Here is a 16021-nt window from a genome sequence, read left to right as displayed (position 1 = left end):
AACTATCGTTTTTGTTTTTGGCTCTGTTCAATAGGTTTCAGATAGGGCGTTAGTTTACTAAGTAGTTTCTGATAACCTTCGGCGTTGGGGTGCAACCCGTCACCAAAAAATGATTCATTAATTTTGCCATCTGCGTTCAGAAACACGGTTCCCGGGTCGGCAAACGTTACATTCAACTGCCCCGATGCCTGAGCAATGCCCTTATTGATTTCCATAACTCGCGGCTCACCATCACGACGCGGAAGTATACCAAGCAGTAAAATATCCGCCGTCGGCTGTCGTACTTTAATTGCTCCAACCAGAAATTTCAGTCCTTCAATGATGTCTGTATCGGAGTTTAATTGCAGATTATTTGTACCAATCATGATGATTACCTGCGCGGCAGCGTAGCCGTCGAGTTCATCGTGATATACCCGCCACAATACATTCTCAATCCGGTCCCAGCCGTAGCCGAAATTCTGGGCACCTAATGGTTCGAGAACGGCATTCCAGGAGTCGCTTCCCCGGCTGATTGGTGCCTGCGGCTGACCGCCCCAGTAGTGCGTAATTGAGTTACCCAGAAAGATCAGTCGAGGGGGCTTGGCTTTCGTCAACGCAACCATATCCCGGTGCCGGGTTTCCCAGTCATAGATAGCGGCATCCCGAAATTGGGTACACGGCTTAGTCGTGGAATATAAACCTGTGGGTTCATTCAGGATAGTACGGATGCTTTTTTCATACCCATCTGCGTAGTGCTGCATACCTAGATCGGTAGGGTGTGTACCGTCTACCATGTCATCCATGTCCAGATTAATTGCTGTTTTAGGCAAGAGGTAAATCTGATTTATACCTTCCGTTTTCAACTGGGTAAAGGCCGAACGCATAATATCATTGGCATCGCTGTAGAGTTTTCGCCGGGTAGCATTGAGCGAGCCGTCGGTATAGCCCGCGTGTTCAACCAGCAGAACCGGGGTTCCGGGTCGTTTCTGACGCAGGGTTTTGACCGACTCAATAATCCGGTTCTTTATCTCGTCGGAGGGGATGCCTACCGTGGCAACCAGATTCGGCAGACAGTCCAGCACGTAAAGTTTCGCATCAATGCCCGGCAGCAACTGCACGATTTCTTTTTCTAATCGGCCATTGCCCGAAAAGCCCAGATTGATTATCGGACGGTCGAGTTTGCGTCCCAGAATTGCTGTCCAGGCCATTCCCGGCCTTGATGCACAGGCGCCTTGCGCAATCGACGTACCATACACAACTATAGGCTTTTCGATTCGGGTTGGCAATGGCGTAAAGGATGCCCCTTTTGGAACGCCAATTTCCAGCCAGTTGACGGAATTATACAGCGGCAAATACAACCGATATTCACGCCCTTTCTGGTGATACTGATCATTCGGCTCCAGATTAGTAAAGCGGTACTCAAGCGTATCCTTGAACGAGTACTTTCCGGTACACCAGCGCCAGTCACCGTCACTAGTAACGGCGTATAAATCAACCCCGCTGACCCCCGTAGCGGGCATGTGCGGCAGGGCGTGGGGTCCATTTACAGTATACCGCACAACGATTTGGTCGGTGCTGGCCCTGAAGCGAATCAGTAAACCAGCCGCATTGTGTGACAGATTCCATACGGCACTTCTGACGCTCTTTTCTGCCTGCGCCGGGAGCCGGTCATACGGATGTTGAACCTCCTTGGGCCAGGCTTGCCCTTCAATGACCGGAAATTGGTTTTGAGCCGGATTCCACCATGTATATTCGGTTGCATTCTGGGCGAAAACCGTCAGATACGGCACCCAGACAAGCAGGATAAAAAAGATCAGTTTTCTGTTCATGGTATGTCAGGAGGCTCGGTAGCCTGCCAGACGACAAGGTATATTCACGGCTGGCAATAACCAAAGCAATAGTCGGCTCCTTAGCTACTTTGACTTTCGCATCGATTTAACAGGAAAGCAAACTTTCCTTGATTGGCTGAACCAACTTCCTGAAGGGACCTTTGATTGATCGTTAGTGAAGCTCCCTTCAAGAGATTGGTTCAGTCAGTTTTTTTTACGGTCTGATGATGGTGCCGTCCATCTTGCGCACCTGCCAGTTAGATTTGGTGCTGATGGGGTATTTGGCCGCTTCCTTCTCGTTGATGTCTACACCCAACCCCGGCACCTCATTGACCGACATGTAGCCCTTGTTCATCGTTGGACAACCACTGAATACCTCTTTCATTTTGTCCGAAAACTGCACCGCTTCCTGAATGCCGAAATTCCATACCGCCAGATCGATGTGCGCATGGGCCGCGTGACCCACCGGTGACACGTCTCCCGGTCCATGCCAGGCGGTGCGGATGTTGAACCACTCGCCCAACCGGGCCACTTTCATCGCTGGGGTGATACCCCCAATCTGCGAGACGTGGATCCGAATAAAATCGAACCACTGGTTGACCATTGGCTCTTTGAACTCATTGACGTTGTTGAACAATTCCCCCATCGCAATGGGCACCGACGTAGCCTGCCGAAGTTGCGCAAACCACTTCATGTTTTCGGGCGAGAAGGGATCCTCAATGAAGAAAGGGCGATAGTCTTCCACCCGCTTAATTATGTTGATGGCCTCGATGGGCTGTACCCGTTCATGAATGTCATGCAGCAATTCAATCTCATCTCCGCACTGTTTTCGAACGACCTCGAACATCTTGGGAACAGATTTCAGGTAGAGCTGTACGTTCATGTAATTGTCCGTTTCGCCCCCAAACCCAGCCGCTTTAAAGTCAGGTTTATCAGAAGTAGCTCCCACCGCCCCGTAACCGCCCTGCTGAATGCGAATGTGTCGAAAGCCCTGCTCCATGAATTTCTTGACGCTATCGGCGGCTTCTTCGGGCGTGTTACCGCCCGCGTGGGTGTAGCAGGGAATGGCGAAGCGCACTTTACCGCCCAATAATTGATACACGGGCATTTTGGCTCGTTTGCCTTTAATATCCCACAGGGCCTGATCCAGACCCGAGAGAGCGTTATTGAGCACAGGCCCGTTGCGCCAATACGAACTAACATAGGCGGCCTGCCACATGTCTTCGATGTTATCGACGTCTTTGCCGACGCAGAACTCGTTGAGGTAGGTGTTGATGGCTACGATGACCGTTGCCGCGCGTTGGGTGAAGGTGGCGCAGCCCAAACCATAGAGACCGGGTTCGGTGGTTTCCACTTTCACCACAATCAGGTTGGACCCCTGGGGTGCGGTGGCGATGGCTTTCACGCTTTTAATTTTGACTGTTGGTGCGCCGACGGCGTACTGAGGTTTGGCTTGTTGCTCGCGTGCTTCGGCGGTAGACATACCACCAAACAAGCCTAAGAGACTGGCCGTAGAGCCGAAGCCCAGCATTTTTAACGTATCACGGCGGTTTTGATACACTTGTTTTTCGTGTGATTCAGGGGGCGTATTCATAGAATGAGTTTTGACGAGTTAAGGCGTTTATTTATTCTTTCTGTTCAATCAGGTTTTAGTTAGGGCAGCGCAAAAGCGATGTAAGACCCCCCCGGTTTGTGGCCGTTTTTTACCCCTCCGGCAGCAATGACGACATATTGTTTTCCATTAACCTGGTATGTAATGGGGGTAGCAAAACCGCCAGCCGGAAGCTGATATTCCCACACAACCTTGCCTGTCTTCCGGTCGAAAGCCCGGATTCGCTCATCATACGTAGCTGCGATAAAGATTAGACCGCCCGCCGTGACAATCGGTCCGCCATAGTTTTCGGTGCCTGTTATTGGCATACCTTTTTTCGTCAATTCAGGAAACTCGCCTAGCGAAACCTTCCACACGTATTCTCCGGTATTTAGATTAATAGCGTTGAGCGTTCCCCAGGGCGGTTTTACAGCCGGATAGCCATCCGGGTCGAAGAAGCGTGTCCAACCATTGTTGATGTAAGGTGGGATGTACGGGAAGTCGGATTTCTCGGCGACAACCGCAGGAGCCGCAGCACTGTGCTGATCGCCCGTTTCACTGGCTTTGGTTTCCGTGTTAAGTAGAAAACGAACTAGTGTACTGCGGTCCTGCTCGGCAATATGCTCGAATGAGGGCATCCGGCCCCGACCTGTTTTCAGAATAGCCTGTATATCGGGGGGCGACAGTCTCTTCCCAATATCAACCAGACTGGGATAGGCGTCGCCACTCCCTTTCCGGTCGGAACCGTGGCAAGCGGCACAGTTGTTCTGGTAAAGTGCTTTCCCTTTTGAGGCTATTTCGGCGGTCCGGGCGGCCATATCCATCATTTTTAAATCCCAGACCATTTCGTTCGAATTCTGGTACAGGATACCATCCGGGTCGGCAGCGTTACCACCCCATTCGGCCCCGCCACCAATGCCGAAGAACAGCGTTCCTTCCAGACTCGGTGGCATAAACTTATTGCCTGAGCGCGTTTTCTGAAATCGCTCTTTAACGAAGGCATGCGCTTCGGGTGTGCGATTCGTAATGTCCGCTTCGGTAAACACTTGCCGGGCAAAGGGCACTGGCTTCAGCGGGAATCTCTGCTTAGGCCAGGGCTGTTCACCGGGGAGACCAGATGTTGGAACAGCCCGTTCCTCAACGGGGAAAAGGGAAGCACCCGTATCACGGTCAAGCACATAAATCAAGCCATCTTTCGTAGATTGAGCCACCGCATCAACTTTGCGGCCATTATGCGTTACGGTAACCAAATTGGGTTGGCACGGCAAATCACGGTCCCACAAATCATGATGTACGGTCTGGTAGTACCAGTTCATTTTACCGGTTTTGGCATTGAGGGCGAGGATACAGTCCGCATACAAATTTTGCCCGGCCCGGCTCCCGCCATAAAAATCAACCGCCGGTGAACCTGTGCCCAGATAGACCATGCCCCGTTTTTCATCGAGAACCATGCCAGCCCAGTTGTTAGCTCCACCTATTTTTTTGTAGGCATCTTTAGGCCAGGTCTCGTAGCCAGCCTCACCCGGTTGGGGAACGGTGTGGAATGTCCAGCGTATCTTTCCGGTACGTATGTCAAAAGCCCGTACATGGCCCGGTGCGGCATCGCCATACTCGGAGACGGTGCAACCTATGACCAGCAAATCCTTATAAATGACGCCCGGACTGGTTGCCGTGACGGCCAGCTTCGTTATATCCTGTTTCGGGTTGTCCATTAAACCTTCCCGTAAATCCACCTCGCCATGTTTACCAAACAGATCAATAGGTTCACCCGTCAAGGCGTTGATCGCGAAGAGTGTGGGGCCAGCCGTATAGAGTATGCGTTTGTCCGCTCCATCTTCCCAATACATGACACCCCGGTTCGGATTGAATCGAGGGGCCTTATCTTTAAATGGATCAAATGTCCAGACTTGTTCGCCTGTGTTAGCCCGTAACGCAAATAATTTTAGTTTAGGTGTTGTGCCGTAGAGAACGCCATTTACCACAATGGGCTGACACTGAATCTCTGGTTGGCGGCTGGTTTTACCATCAACATCAGCCGCGTTGTATGTCCAGGCTACAGTGAGATTTTTAACGTTTCCAAGGTTAATCTGCGTAAGGGGCGAATACCGGTTACCAGCCTTGTTACCGCCGTAGTTGACCCAATCTGAATTACCGGGTGGATCAGCAGATACTTCATCCCGATTCGGATGAATGGCCGCGAATACCAGGCCCAACACGCCAATCAATCCAAGTCTTATGATGTACTTCATGGATGCCTATGTAAAATGGCTTCTTTAGAAAAACAGCCAGGTGTCAGCGAATCGGCTATTTATAAGCAGCCGGTAAACCTGCGAAAAATGGTCAAAGGAATAGCACTGGTCATGCTAAACAGCACACCAAAAACAATGAATGTCTGCTTCATGAGGTAGGGTTGAATTCATTAATGACCGCGTAGGCAGTCTGTTGTATAGTACCTACGCGGTCATCAACTTGACAGCAAATTCCGGCTTAATAGCCAGGATTTTGTTTCATACTGAAGTTTGACGTGATCTCATTGATCGGGATAGGTTGGGCATAATCGGTGGCGTTCCATTGAATGGCCCCACCGCGAACCCGCTGATAGTAAGCGGCTTCCTTATCGCCAATTTTCCAGCGACAAACGTCAAACCACCAGTACCCTTCACCAAACAGTTCAGCCCATCGTTCATATTTAAGCGGGTCATTTTTAAGTACAATGTCGGGAGCACTGGTTTGATCTGTCAAGGTTTTATAATCAACGGTTGACGGCGTATTGACAGCAAACCCATACGCTCGTCGTCTAACTTTATTGACATATTCCAACGCGGTAGCATTGTCGCCGGTATGCGTTAGGGTTTCAGCGTACAGCAGATATACATCAGCCAGACGGAGCCAGAGTATATTGTCGCCGTTAGCCATATTAACTTCCCCTTCCGTACCCGCCAGATTAATATATTTCCGGAAACTCCAGGCTTCCATATCAATTTCCGAGACGTCCAGATAGTGAGAAATTGGCTGTTTGACTCCCGTCACAATCATCGAATCGACATAAGGCTGCAGACAAGCGACCCACAAGCGGGGATCCACTGTTTTATTGGCACGGGCAGCCACAGAACGGGTGATGTATGACTTATCGACATTAGCCACATTGGCCGTAGCCGTTCCGGCCGGGAAATAGTGCCCCAGATTAAAGCCAAAACGAGCAATGTTTTTAGCATGCGGAAAGACGTTCGACCAGGCCGATGCCGCCTGTGCGCCATTGGTTCCCACATAGGTCGGGGCAATAACCATCCCGATACTTGAGCCCATTGATAGGTCGTCCGTGCCACGATAAGTCATGTCAATGTTCATATTAAGCTCAACTAGTGACTCTGAGTTGAACTCATTTTGCCCGTTAAACATGGTTTTGTATACATCGAAGGAAACCAGCGACTTCCCACTATTCGTGATCACATCGCCGAGGTATGTTTTAGCATTCGTCCAGTCCTGTGTATACACATACACTTTCCCCAGAAATGCTTTAACAGCCCATCCACTTACTTTGTATTTATCGGTCGATCCAGTCCATGTTTTCGCGGTCAGAATGGTTTCTGCGGCTTTCAGATCACTGACAATGAAAGCCCAGCACTCCTTGACCGTAGCCCGCGCTACCTGCGTTTCGGGGAGACTGGACGATGTTTTTGTGATAATAGGCACACCCATTTTGTCGCCACCCTGTCCGTCTACAATAAAACTTTCGCCCCATAGCGTCGTCAGGTAAAAATAATACCAGGCCCGCAGATAGAGCGTCTGCCCTTTGATAAAATTGGCAGATACCACGTCCGTAGCAGTAGCTTTTGCATTGAAGGTTTCAATGCTGGCCAGCAATGTATTGCAACGCTGCACCCCCCGCCACAAGTCCTGCCAGGTTCCCTGCAAAAAACTATCATTGGGCTGTGAATTATTTTGCGCCAGTTGAATCCATGTGGTTGTTCCCTGCCAGCTTAAATCCGTTGTGTGCTCCCACAGATAGGTATTTTTGGCTAACATGTTATGCCCGAATAGACCTGAGGCATGTTGAGTAGCATAAACGCCCGCGAGAAGTTGTTCCAGATCAGACACCGAATTGGGATAACTGGCGGTAGAAATAGCCGTTGGATTGTCTACATTCACAAAATCCTCTTTGCAGGATGCTATACTCAAGAGTAAGACAAAGAGGGAGAGTTTGACTAGTACGTTCATAATGGAGTATCTTTTTTGTGTCACTTACGACAGTGAATGATGATTAGAAAGTCACGTCAACGCCCATGGAAACAAGAGTAGTACGAGGGTACGAGTAGATCGTATCGACGCCCCGCGCGGTAGTACCATTACGGCCAAGTACTTCAGGATCAAGTCCGGAGTATTTAGTGAACGTTAGCAGATTTTGGCCTTGCACGTACACTCGAATTCCGGACATCTTCCACTGTTTCATCAGCGAGGCTGGAAGCGTATAGCCGACCTGAACATTACGCAGTTTGAGAAACGCACCACTTTCAACGGCATAATCTGAGATGCGAGTATAGTTAGCGTTGGGGTCACGAACGTAGTTGCCGGACGCATCCGTGTACCCTACCCGGGGTAGGTTGGTGAGGCCATTGCCATTAAAGTAAGACGTGTTGAAAATTTCTCTGGTGGTATTGTAATCACCAACAAAGATGGGCGTGTAGTATTTGTTTCCATTGAACACATCTACTCCGGTAATCCCTTGAAACAAGGCCGAAAAGTCCAATCCTTTCCAGGCCATATTCAGCGTAATACCATACGTCATTTTCGGCCACGGATTACCAATGAAGGTCTTATCCGCTGTGGTAATCTTACCATCTCCATTGAGATCCTGGAATTTCAAGTCGCCCGCTCCCGTAGCAGCCGCCTGATAATAAACCCCTGCCGTACTACCTCCAGCCGCAGCGGCAGCTTCCTGTGCCTTTTGGTTCAGCGCCGTTACCTCCGCGTTACTTTGGAAAATCCCATCCGTTTTATACCCATAAAACTGGCCCAGAGGTTGACCTGCCTGGGTGCGGGATACCGTACTCTCCAGATAATCACCAGCAGTCCCATCATTAATCGGGTTGTTGTTATTACCATCCAGTTTTTTTACAAGGTTGGCATTAAATGAAGCATTGCCCGAAATTCCATAGGTAAACTGCCCCGCTTTACCCCGATAATCGATTGCTAGCTCAAGGCCCTTGTTGCTCATCTGACCAATGTTGGTATAGACGGATGTACTGCCGAAACCAGTAGACAATGGGGCTGGAACCTGGTAAATCATTCCGTTTGTCTGGCGGCTATACCAATCAACCGTGATATTCAGGCGGTTATTCATCAGGCCAATATCTAAGCCAATATCTGCCTGATTAACGGACTCCCACTTAATGTCCTGATTGGCTAGCTGAGCGGTAAGTGCATATCCTTTGGAACGTGACCCGTCAGGTAGACCCATACTGGTGGTTCCCCCCGTTCCACCAAACGAATTCTGATACGTATATTGGGGTATATTGCTGGTACTTCCCAGCTTCCCGTAGCTGGCCCTCAGTTTCAGATTCGAAACGTAGGTAAGGTTATCCCGGATGAACGTTTCTTCATTCAGTTTCCAGCCAACCGAGGCCGATGGGAAAACACCAAATTTATTGGCTGGCCCGAATCGGTCTGAACCATCCCGGCGAACGGTGGCCGTCAGCAGATATTTATTGGCGTACGTGTAGTTGATACGCCCAAATTGAGACAGTAAACGGGTCTGGGGAAACTCACCGCCACTCGCTACGTAGCTGCTGGGGTTACTGGTCAGGCCCAAATTATACGTAACATAGGGGAAGCTCTGGGCTGACGCCACTAAACTACTCAGGTCTGATTGATACGCTTCATACCCTGCCAATACTTTAAACTCGTGCTGATCAATGGTTTTTGCATAGGTCAGAACAAAGTTGGCTGTAAAATTACGCTGATTGTCATTTTCACGGTTCAGGTAGGCATTGTGATTCGCAACCGTTCCGTAGTCATACGCTTCCGTGAATTTGTAGTTCTTTGTACTGTATATCGAAGCCCCTACCGTAGAGCGAAGATTAAGCCCTTTAAGAATTTCCCAGTCGACATACATATTGCCTTCCAGCGCATATTGTTCATTCTTTATGTGGTTCTGGTATTCCTGTCCTACAAGATTTGACCCGGTAAAAAATGTCCCTGTCTTGGCCCAGCCACCATACGGATTGGAGGCATCGTACACCGGAACGACAGGCGCTGACCGGAAGGGAAAGGTAGTAGTTACGGTCGGGTTGTTGCTCGTTTTCCAGGCATACAAGGTTTCACCCACCTTCAGTTTTTTATTGATTTTAAAATCAGCATTCGAACGAATCCCATACCGCTCAAACGAATTGTCGATCATTGTACCACCTTCCCGCTGGTAATTGGCCGATAGGTAATAATTGGTTTTGGCGGTGGCTCCCGATAATGACAGGGAATAACTCTGATCCGATCCATTTTGGTACAAATCCTTTACCCAGTCGTTATCGGGCAATGTACTTGGGTCACCCCAGCCGCCGGTACTAACGCCAAACGCTTTTTTAGCGGTAATATAGTCCGCCGTATTCAGCATTTTGTATAGATTCCTGGGTTGTCGAACACCATAGTAGGCATTGAAATTGATCTTCATTTTATCCATAGTCGTACCTCGTTTGGTCGTAACGAGTACCACTCCACCAGCAGCCTGCGCTCCATAAATAGCGGCAGCACTGGCATCTTTCAAAATTTCAATGGATTCGACATCCTGAAGATTAAAGTTGTTACCCGCCGACATTCGTATGCCATCGACAATGTACAGGGGAGACATGCCGCCAATTGACCCGACCCCACGGATGACAATATCCGAACTGCTTCCCGGCGCTCCGTCATTACGCGTGACCTGAACACCTGCGGCCCGGCCCTGTAATGCTTCGTTTACGCTTCTGACGGGAAGGTTCCTTACATCTTCAGATTTCACCGATGAGATAGAGCCAGTCAGATCAGATCGCTTCTGCGTACCGTACCCAACGACCACTACTTCGTTGAGGTTCTTGGTATCGGTGGCTAATTTGACATTCAGTTCAGAGCGATCACCTACGGTAACCTCCTGACTTAAATACCCGACAAAGCTGTACACCAGTACAGCATCGCCCGTGAGTAGATTTATGCGGTACTGCCCATTTGCATCCGTCGTCGTACCACGCTGCGTACCTTTCACAACCACGCTTACACCGGGTAGTCCGGCACCTGCTTCATCAGAAACACTCCCCGAAACGGCACGGTCAGTAAAAGCCGCGTCGTTTGTATTTGCTGACTCCTCAGTTTCTTTCGGTGCTGGTTCCTGATTAAGAATAATCTGCCGTCCTTTCACGTAATAGGCTACGTCAAGAGGTTTGAGCAGGTTGTCCAGGACTTCACCTAAACGTTGATTCGTGGCATTCATCGATACCCGGTTATTCAACTGTACGAGAGCTGACCGGTAGGCAAACCGTACGTCAGCCTGATGTCCCAGTTGGTTCAACAGGTTTTTTATGGTCATGTTATCGGCTCGCAGCGTAACGCGCTGATCCATAACTTGCTGTGCTTCAACCGAGCGGGCAGTTGCCAACCCGGCTACTATTGCCGCTAGTAGTAACTGATATACAGTAAATTTCATAAGGCTACGCAACAGGCTAAGCGGTTGTCGAAGTTCTTTCATATTTTTACTTGTTTTTTGGTTATTTGAATTTAGGAATAGACAAAGAACCCCCTGCCTCATCCTGGATGAGGGTCTCGAACAAGGGTGCGATTGAAGTCAGTGATGCTGGAACCATCGCTGACTTTTTTTCTGAAAAGGGAATTACTGCTTCATAAGCGAGATACTAGAGGTTAAGGGATTGGAACTACTTGCAACCTTTACTGGTAATGACAATTTGCCCATCCAACACCTCATACGAAGCCCCAACGGTCTGACAGACTACATCAAGCCGCTCAAGCAGACTTTCGTTGGAAAAGGTAAGATTGACCAGGCAAGCCGAAAGATCATCTTCATTGTAAAGAAGCTTCACGCCGTATGTCCGTTCAATAGTCGAAAAGACTTTAGCAACGGGGGCATCTTCAAAGACCTGTTCACGACTGGGAATTTCCGGCATCAACGCCGTTGGTTTCTCAACCAGGGCTTTCGTCAGATGGCTATCCTCCAGGTTGTAAGTCATTTGCTGGTTTGGCGTCAATATAATGCCTTGAATCCGTCGCAAACCTGACTGCTGTGCTTTTTCGAAATCCTGCTGTTTATAAACCGATACCCGACCCGTTCTCACGGTTACGATTACATCCTTTTCTTCCTCAAATGCCCGAACGATAAAGCTGGTACCCAGTACTTTGGTTACGGTTTGATTAGCATAGATCAGGAATGGTTTAGCAGGGTTCCTGACCACATCGAAGAAGGCTTCACCATTGAGATAAACCGTTCTGTCACTCGTATCAAAACGCTTCGGATAACTCAAACGGCTCTTGGGCTGTAGCGTTACGAGGGTGCCATCACTGAGTAAAATGTTGACAACATGGGTACTGGTATTGACCTTTTCCTGAAGCGGAAGCGGAGCTTTTTTCGTAAGATGAGCATACGAATCATGTCCTGCTCTTGGGGTAATGTGACGGTATAGCCAAATACTCAAACCAACCGTAATAATAATGGAAGCGGCCACTCCCCAACGCCACCACGAATAACGTTGACCAATTGGGAGGATCGGCGTCTCTGATTCGGCATCCCGACGTTCGGCGGCACGCTGCATCAGGCAGTCGAGTTCGCTCGTAAACCGATCAGTGGGCGCATCATCACGGTAATGGTCGTTCAAGGCGCGTACGAGTTCCTGTGCCTGCTTAACCACATCGGTCCGGTCAGGATGTTGCACCAGCCACTGCTCCCAAAAAGTAATCGCCTGAGGAGAGGTTCCCTCTATCCATTGGCGAAATGACTCATCGAACAGAAAATCTTCGGCGTTGTAAGTCTCGTAGTTCATGGCGGAGCAAATAGCACACTGTTGCTTCTAACTCTATAGTGCTATTTCTCCGTAATCGATACTCACAAAAATGTAAAAATATTTTCGCCTAGAGTACAATTTAGCGCCAGTTACCGTTCTGACTGGGCAAACATCAATAAGAAAATAAACAAATGAGGTGACCACTGGCTCCGGAGTTCTTTAAACGTTCGGTGTAAAAGATTGGCCACACTCTGACGCTCCATCCCCATTATGTGAGAAATTTCGTGATTGTCTAAATTTTGATAAAACCGTAGATATAAGACTTCCTGCTGACGCTTACTGAGCGTAGCCATCAGTTGATGCAACAGCCGCGCCTGCTCATCATGTAGTTCATTGTCAATTATTTCCTCCTCTATCGATACGACAAAAGGCATTTTGACTGGTTCAGACTCATCAAGGTGAATGGGTGGATACTGCTGAACCCGAATTTTCAATAATTTGTAGCGTAGTGCTTTTAACAAGTATGTTTTTACAAAAACAGCATTCCCCACCGATTCCCGACGATCCCACAGCTCCAGAAAAAGGTCTTGGATTGTGTCCCAAACTAGTTCAGAGTCCGTCGTTACCCGCAGGCCATAGTTATACAGGCTGGGATAGTGTTCCCGAGCTAATTCCCCCAAAGCTCGCTCGTCGCCAGCTTTGAAGCGTTGCCATAATTCCTGAGGAGTTAAATCACGATAATCAACTGTCATAAAACCGACCAAAGAATGATGACTATAGTCTATAAAGTCTAAAGACGACAAGTGTAATTTTATATTGGTCTGCTAATGATTGTATTACACTAAAATAATTTTACGTGGTTTTCACAAATTCATTGCACTGATTTACAAGCCGTTGCCTGGACAGCCTTGTCATATAAAACTGCTTAGATAATGGTTCGTAATGAAGGCTCCCCAGTTTTTATGCCGGGGAGCCAAAACCGTTTTTTTGATTATTGCGTGCGTTATAACAACGGATTCGCCTGTCAGACCGATTTTGCCAGTATAGCTGTCCTCGTAACTTTTCGTACTGGTTTACTCATTCGTCGCCACCAGAGTAGAAAGCCTGTAATAGATAACAAACCAGGCGTTAGCCCAATGAGTACGTACAGAATTTTGACCGGTAGACCGCCGTAATTACCGACGTGTAATGGGAAGAAAGTTGCTTCAATTTTGGCCCATGTTCCCTTCTGAGACAATCGGCTAACCTGCTTGACGGCACCCGTTTGACCATCCAGGCTAACCGAATTACTACCCCCAAAAAGAGCCAGTTGCCCGTTTACCGGACCACTGACGCGAAACATACGCTCAGGTTGGGTAGGTAAGTATACCGAGGAAGGTTGCAGGTCCGGCATCTGGGCTAAGGCTTTTCTGTACAGCGTGTCGAGCGATAGTCCAGTCAGCGTATTAGGCTTTGTCGGCGTGATTTCATTATGCCAGGAAGCAGGTTTAAACGCAAAGAGATTCATCCAGAAACCGGTGAAAAAGATAACCGAGTTCAGCAGAAGTGCCCACACTCCCACAATACGATGCAGGTCGGAACTAAGGGTACGCCAGTTCTTTCGATTAAGGCGAGCCCGGAAGAAAAGCACTTTCCATATAGATTTACGGTACACCACGAGTCCGGTAAGTAACGACACCAGCATTGTCAGCCCGAAAATAGCCGTTAGCGCAGCCCCCGGCGTGCCTAGTTGAAAGCTAAAATGAAACTGGTATATCCACTCGATCAGACTAGGAGTAAAATCACTGGATTTCCCTTCGCGCAGGATAGCCCCGGTGTAGGGATTAAACGAGATTAGCCCCAGATCGTAAGTGAACAGGTGAACATCGTTGAGATACAATCGAAAATCGTAGGCTTCCTCCGGTCGAGCGTTGGGATTGAGCCAGGCAATACCATCGAGGTTAGGGTAGCGATCCGTTATAATCCGGTAGAACTGAGCAAGTGAACGAGTGCCCGGAGTATGTCGAGTACCCGGACAGCAGGGAGCATTCCCACTATGGCCATCCATAGACGGCGGCTGAACCGTCAATAACGTGTGGTTGGCCAGGTGATCAATCTCATCACGAAAAACCAAGAATGAGCCACTTAGCCCCAGGAGGAGTAGAAAAACGCCGGAGAGCAGGCCAAACCAGCTATGGAGACTAAATAAACGACGCGTTTTATTCATACAATGATTTCCCCATCAATTTCTTTTTGACAATTTCCAGCTTTCTCAAGTGAGGCAATCTTTCGCTTGAGAATCCATAGCGATTGCTACCGACAAGCCAGAAAAGACCGATTTCACAATGATATAAGTTCATGGTCATTTCAGATACGTTTTAGCATCGGCTATACTTTTACGCATCCGTTGACGCACGGTGTTGACTTTTAGCTGCTGCTCTTTCAAGTATAGCATCGCCTGTTTATGGTCGAGTTTATGAAGAGTGTCTCCGTTGTACTCATACATCCAGGCCATCATAGCCTCATCTGCTTTGGCGAGGACATTGCTGACACGTAATCCCTGCTCTTTACGCTGGGTCACCTCAGCAGAAGGCTTTTTACCAGATAATTCGGTTAGCTGTAAAGTCACTGCCTTTTTCACCCGCATCATATCACTCATGTCAAGCATGGCACTATCGTGTACAGCCAAAACGTCTTTTTCCAGAGAAGCAACCACTTCCGAAGTGGCCTGAGTGGTTGTGTCGGACGACGTAGTTGCCGTTTCGGATTGATGATTGGATTGACAGCCAACCCCTGCCAGGACTAGCAAACAGATTAGTAAGGATTGAATTTTGATCATGATTATTCGTAATTAAATATCCTTTTACTCGCTGACTATACTAAGTACAGACGAATAAGGGAAGTGAAGAAGTTATAAAGAAGAAATAAAATAAACGACGTAACTATCAATAGACGAGACAAGTACCGCCGTCTTGACTACCGAAAATTGGTGAAGACAGAGCGTCAATGAGGCCCAGTCAATGCATAGCGAATTGAGTTGTAGTGAACCTACAACCGATGGACTACCCAAACTTGGTTTATTGACTAGGCGTGCCTGCGCGGAGGACGAAGCAATACGCAGATGGGCGAATCGTAATGAGAAACTAAGTAAACGAAACGCTGGAGAGTAAAGAATCGGGTGGGGCCAGAGAAGTTGAAATAAAAGCCCGATTCACAGAAAAGCTGCATCAGAGGCATATTATGTACCCGCTCGGTGGTTTCCTTATCCTGTTTATCCTGCTGAGCTTGGAGCCTCCTGGCTAAATAGCATTTGCCATCGCAGTGCAACTCGGGGCGATTACGATTCTCGCACAGGACGCGGGCAATGTATTCCTTATTAAGTTGGTAATGCGCAATAATTCCCCACGGACTGACGCTAGGCAGCAGAACGGCAAACAACAGAATGTATGTCAGCAGGGAACGCATGATCGGGCAAAGGTAGTCCGAAAACCAATTCATCTTTTGTAAGAACAGATTTTATAAGAATAGTAAAATCCGGCCAGTTGCCAGTGTGCTACCGCCTGCGAAAACGTCTGTATAGATTTCCAGGCTAAGACAATCCCAAAATCAATCAACTGAAAAGCCGCGTCCGGATTTAACAGACACGGCTTTTCAGTTGATTTTTAAGT

At 48.5% G+C, this 16021-nt stretch carries 10 protein-coding genes; all 10 read right to left on the bottom strand.

The window, feature by feature from the left end:
• Positions 1-2: 2 nt before the first annotated feature.
• On the bottom strand, positions 3-1808 hold the full coding sequence (locus ACFS25_RS10735; protein WP_381499802.1) for an SGNH/GDSL hydrolase family protein: 1806 nt from the start codon (positions 1806-1808) through the stop codon (positions 3-5).
• Positions 1809-2022: 214 nt separating this feature from the next.
• Positions 2023-3402, bottom strand: coding sequence for an enolase C-terminal domain-like protein (locus ACFS25_RS10730; RefSeq protein WP_456242997.1), 1380 nt, complete (start codon positions 3400-3402; stop codon positions 2023-2025).
• Between the two features lie 59 nt (positions 3403-3461).
• Complete coding sequence (locus tag ACFS25_RS10725; protein WP_381499801.1) at positions 3462-5648, bottom strand: outer membrane protein assembly factor BamB family protein; 2187 nt, start codon at positions 5646-5648, stop codon at positions 3462-3464.
• A gap of 238 nt (positions 5649-5886) precedes the next feature.
• On the bottom strand, positions 5887-7617 hold the full coding sequence (locus ACFS25_RS10720; RefSeq protein ID WP_381499798.1) for a RagB/SusD family nutrient uptake outer membrane protein: 1731 nt from the start codon (positions 7615-7617) through the stop codon (positions 5887-5889).
• A gap of 43 nt (positions 7618-7660) precedes the next feature.
• Positions 7661-11110 (bottom strand): TonB-dependent receptor, encoded by a 3450-nt coding sequence (locus ACFS25_RS10715; RefSeq protein WP_381499795.1) that lies wholly within the window; start codon positions 11108-11110, stop codon positions 7661-7663.
• A gap of 184 nt (positions 11111-11294) precedes the next feature.
• The gene (locus tag ACFS25_RS10710) at positions 11295-12413 is read right to left on the bottom strand and encodes a FecR family protein (protein WP_381499792.1); all 1119 of its coding nucleotides are present in this window, start codon (positions 12411-12413) and stop codon (positions 11295-11297) included.
• A 110-nt stretch (positions 12414-12523) separates the two neighbouring features.
• Positions 12524-13126, bottom strand: coding sequence for an RNA polymerase sigma factor (locus ACFS25_RS10705; RefSeq protein WP_381499789.1), 603 nt, complete (start codon positions 13124-13126; stop codon positions 12524-12526).
• Between the two features lie 272 nt (positions 13127-13398).
• Positions 13399-14580: a PepSY-associated TM helix domain-containing protein gene (locus ACFS25_RS10700; RefSeq protein WP_381499786.1), complete on the bottom strand. Its 1182-nt coding sequence runs from the start codon at positions 14578-14580 to the stop codon at positions 13399-13401.
• A gap of 135 nt (positions 14581-14715) precedes the next feature.
• Positions 14716-15192 (bottom strand): hypothetical protein, encoded by a 477-nt coding sequence (locus ACFS25_RS10695; RefSeq protein WP_381499783.1) that lies wholly within the window; start codon positions 15190-15192, stop codon positions 14716-14718.
• 245 nt (positions 15193-15437) lie between these two features.
• Positions 15438-15851 (bottom strand): hypothetical protein, encoded by a 414-nt coding sequence (locus tag ACFS25_RS10690; RefSeq protein ID WP_381499780.1) that lies wholly within the window; start codon positions 15849-15851, stop codon positions 15438-15440.
• Between the last annotated feature and the right edge of the window lie 170 nt (positions 15852-16021).

Source organism: Spirosoma flavum (genome assembly GCF_042686045.1).
GTDB lineage: Bacteria > Bacteroidota > Bacteroidia > Cytophagales > Spirosomataceae > Spirosoma > Spirosoma flavum.
The sequence above is the reverse complement of the archived record's forward strand: the minus strand, read 5'-3'. Positions and strand labels throughout refer to the sequence as shown.

What these genes read in the sequence shown, in the direction of transcription:
- ACFS25_RS10735 (WP_381499802.1), bottom strand. Translation starts at nt 1,808, where the DNA reads ATGAACAGAAAACTGATCTTTTTTATCCTGCTTGTCTGGGTGCCGTAT.
- ACFS25_RS10730 (WP_456242997.1), bottom strand. Translation starts at nt 3,402, where the DNA reads ATGAATACGCCCCCTGAATCACACGAAAAACAAGTGTATCAAAACCGC.
- ACFS25_RS10725 (WP_381499801.1), bottom strand. Translation starts at nt 5,648, where the DNA reads ATGAAGTACATCATAAGACTTGGATTGATTGGCGTGTTGGGCCTGGTA.
- ACFS25_RS10720 (WP_381499798.1), bottom strand. Translation starts at nt 7,617, where the DNA reads ATGAACGTACTAGTCAAACTCTCCCTCTTTGTCTTACTCTTGAGTATA.
- ACFS25_RS10715 (WP_381499795.1), bottom strand. Translation starts at nt 11,110, where the DNA reads ATGAAAGAACTTCGACAACCGCTTAGCCTGTTGCGTAGCCTTATGAAA.
- ACFS25_RS10710 (WP_381499792.1), bottom strand. Translation starts at nt 12,413, where the DNA reads ATGAACTACGAGACTTACAACGCCGAAGATTTTCTGTTCGATGAGTCA.
- ACFS25_RS10705 (WP_381499789.1), bottom strand. Translation starts at nt 13,126, where the DNA reads ATGACAGTTGATTATCGTGATTTAACTCCTCAGGAATTATGGCAACGC.
- ACFS25_RS10700 (WP_381499786.1), bottom strand. Translation starts at nt 14,580, where the DNA reads ATGAATAAAACGCGTCGTTTATTTAGTCTCCATAGCTGGTTTGGCCTG.
- ACFS25_RS10695 (WP_381499783.1), bottom strand. Translation starts at nt 15,192, where the DNA reads ATGATCAAAATTCAATCCTTACTAATCTGTTTGCTAGTCCTGGCAGGG.
- ACFS25_RS10690 (WP_381499780.1), bottom strand. Translation starts at nt 15,851, where the DNA reads ATGAATTGGTTTTCGGACTACCTTTGCCCGATCATGCGTTCCCTGCTG.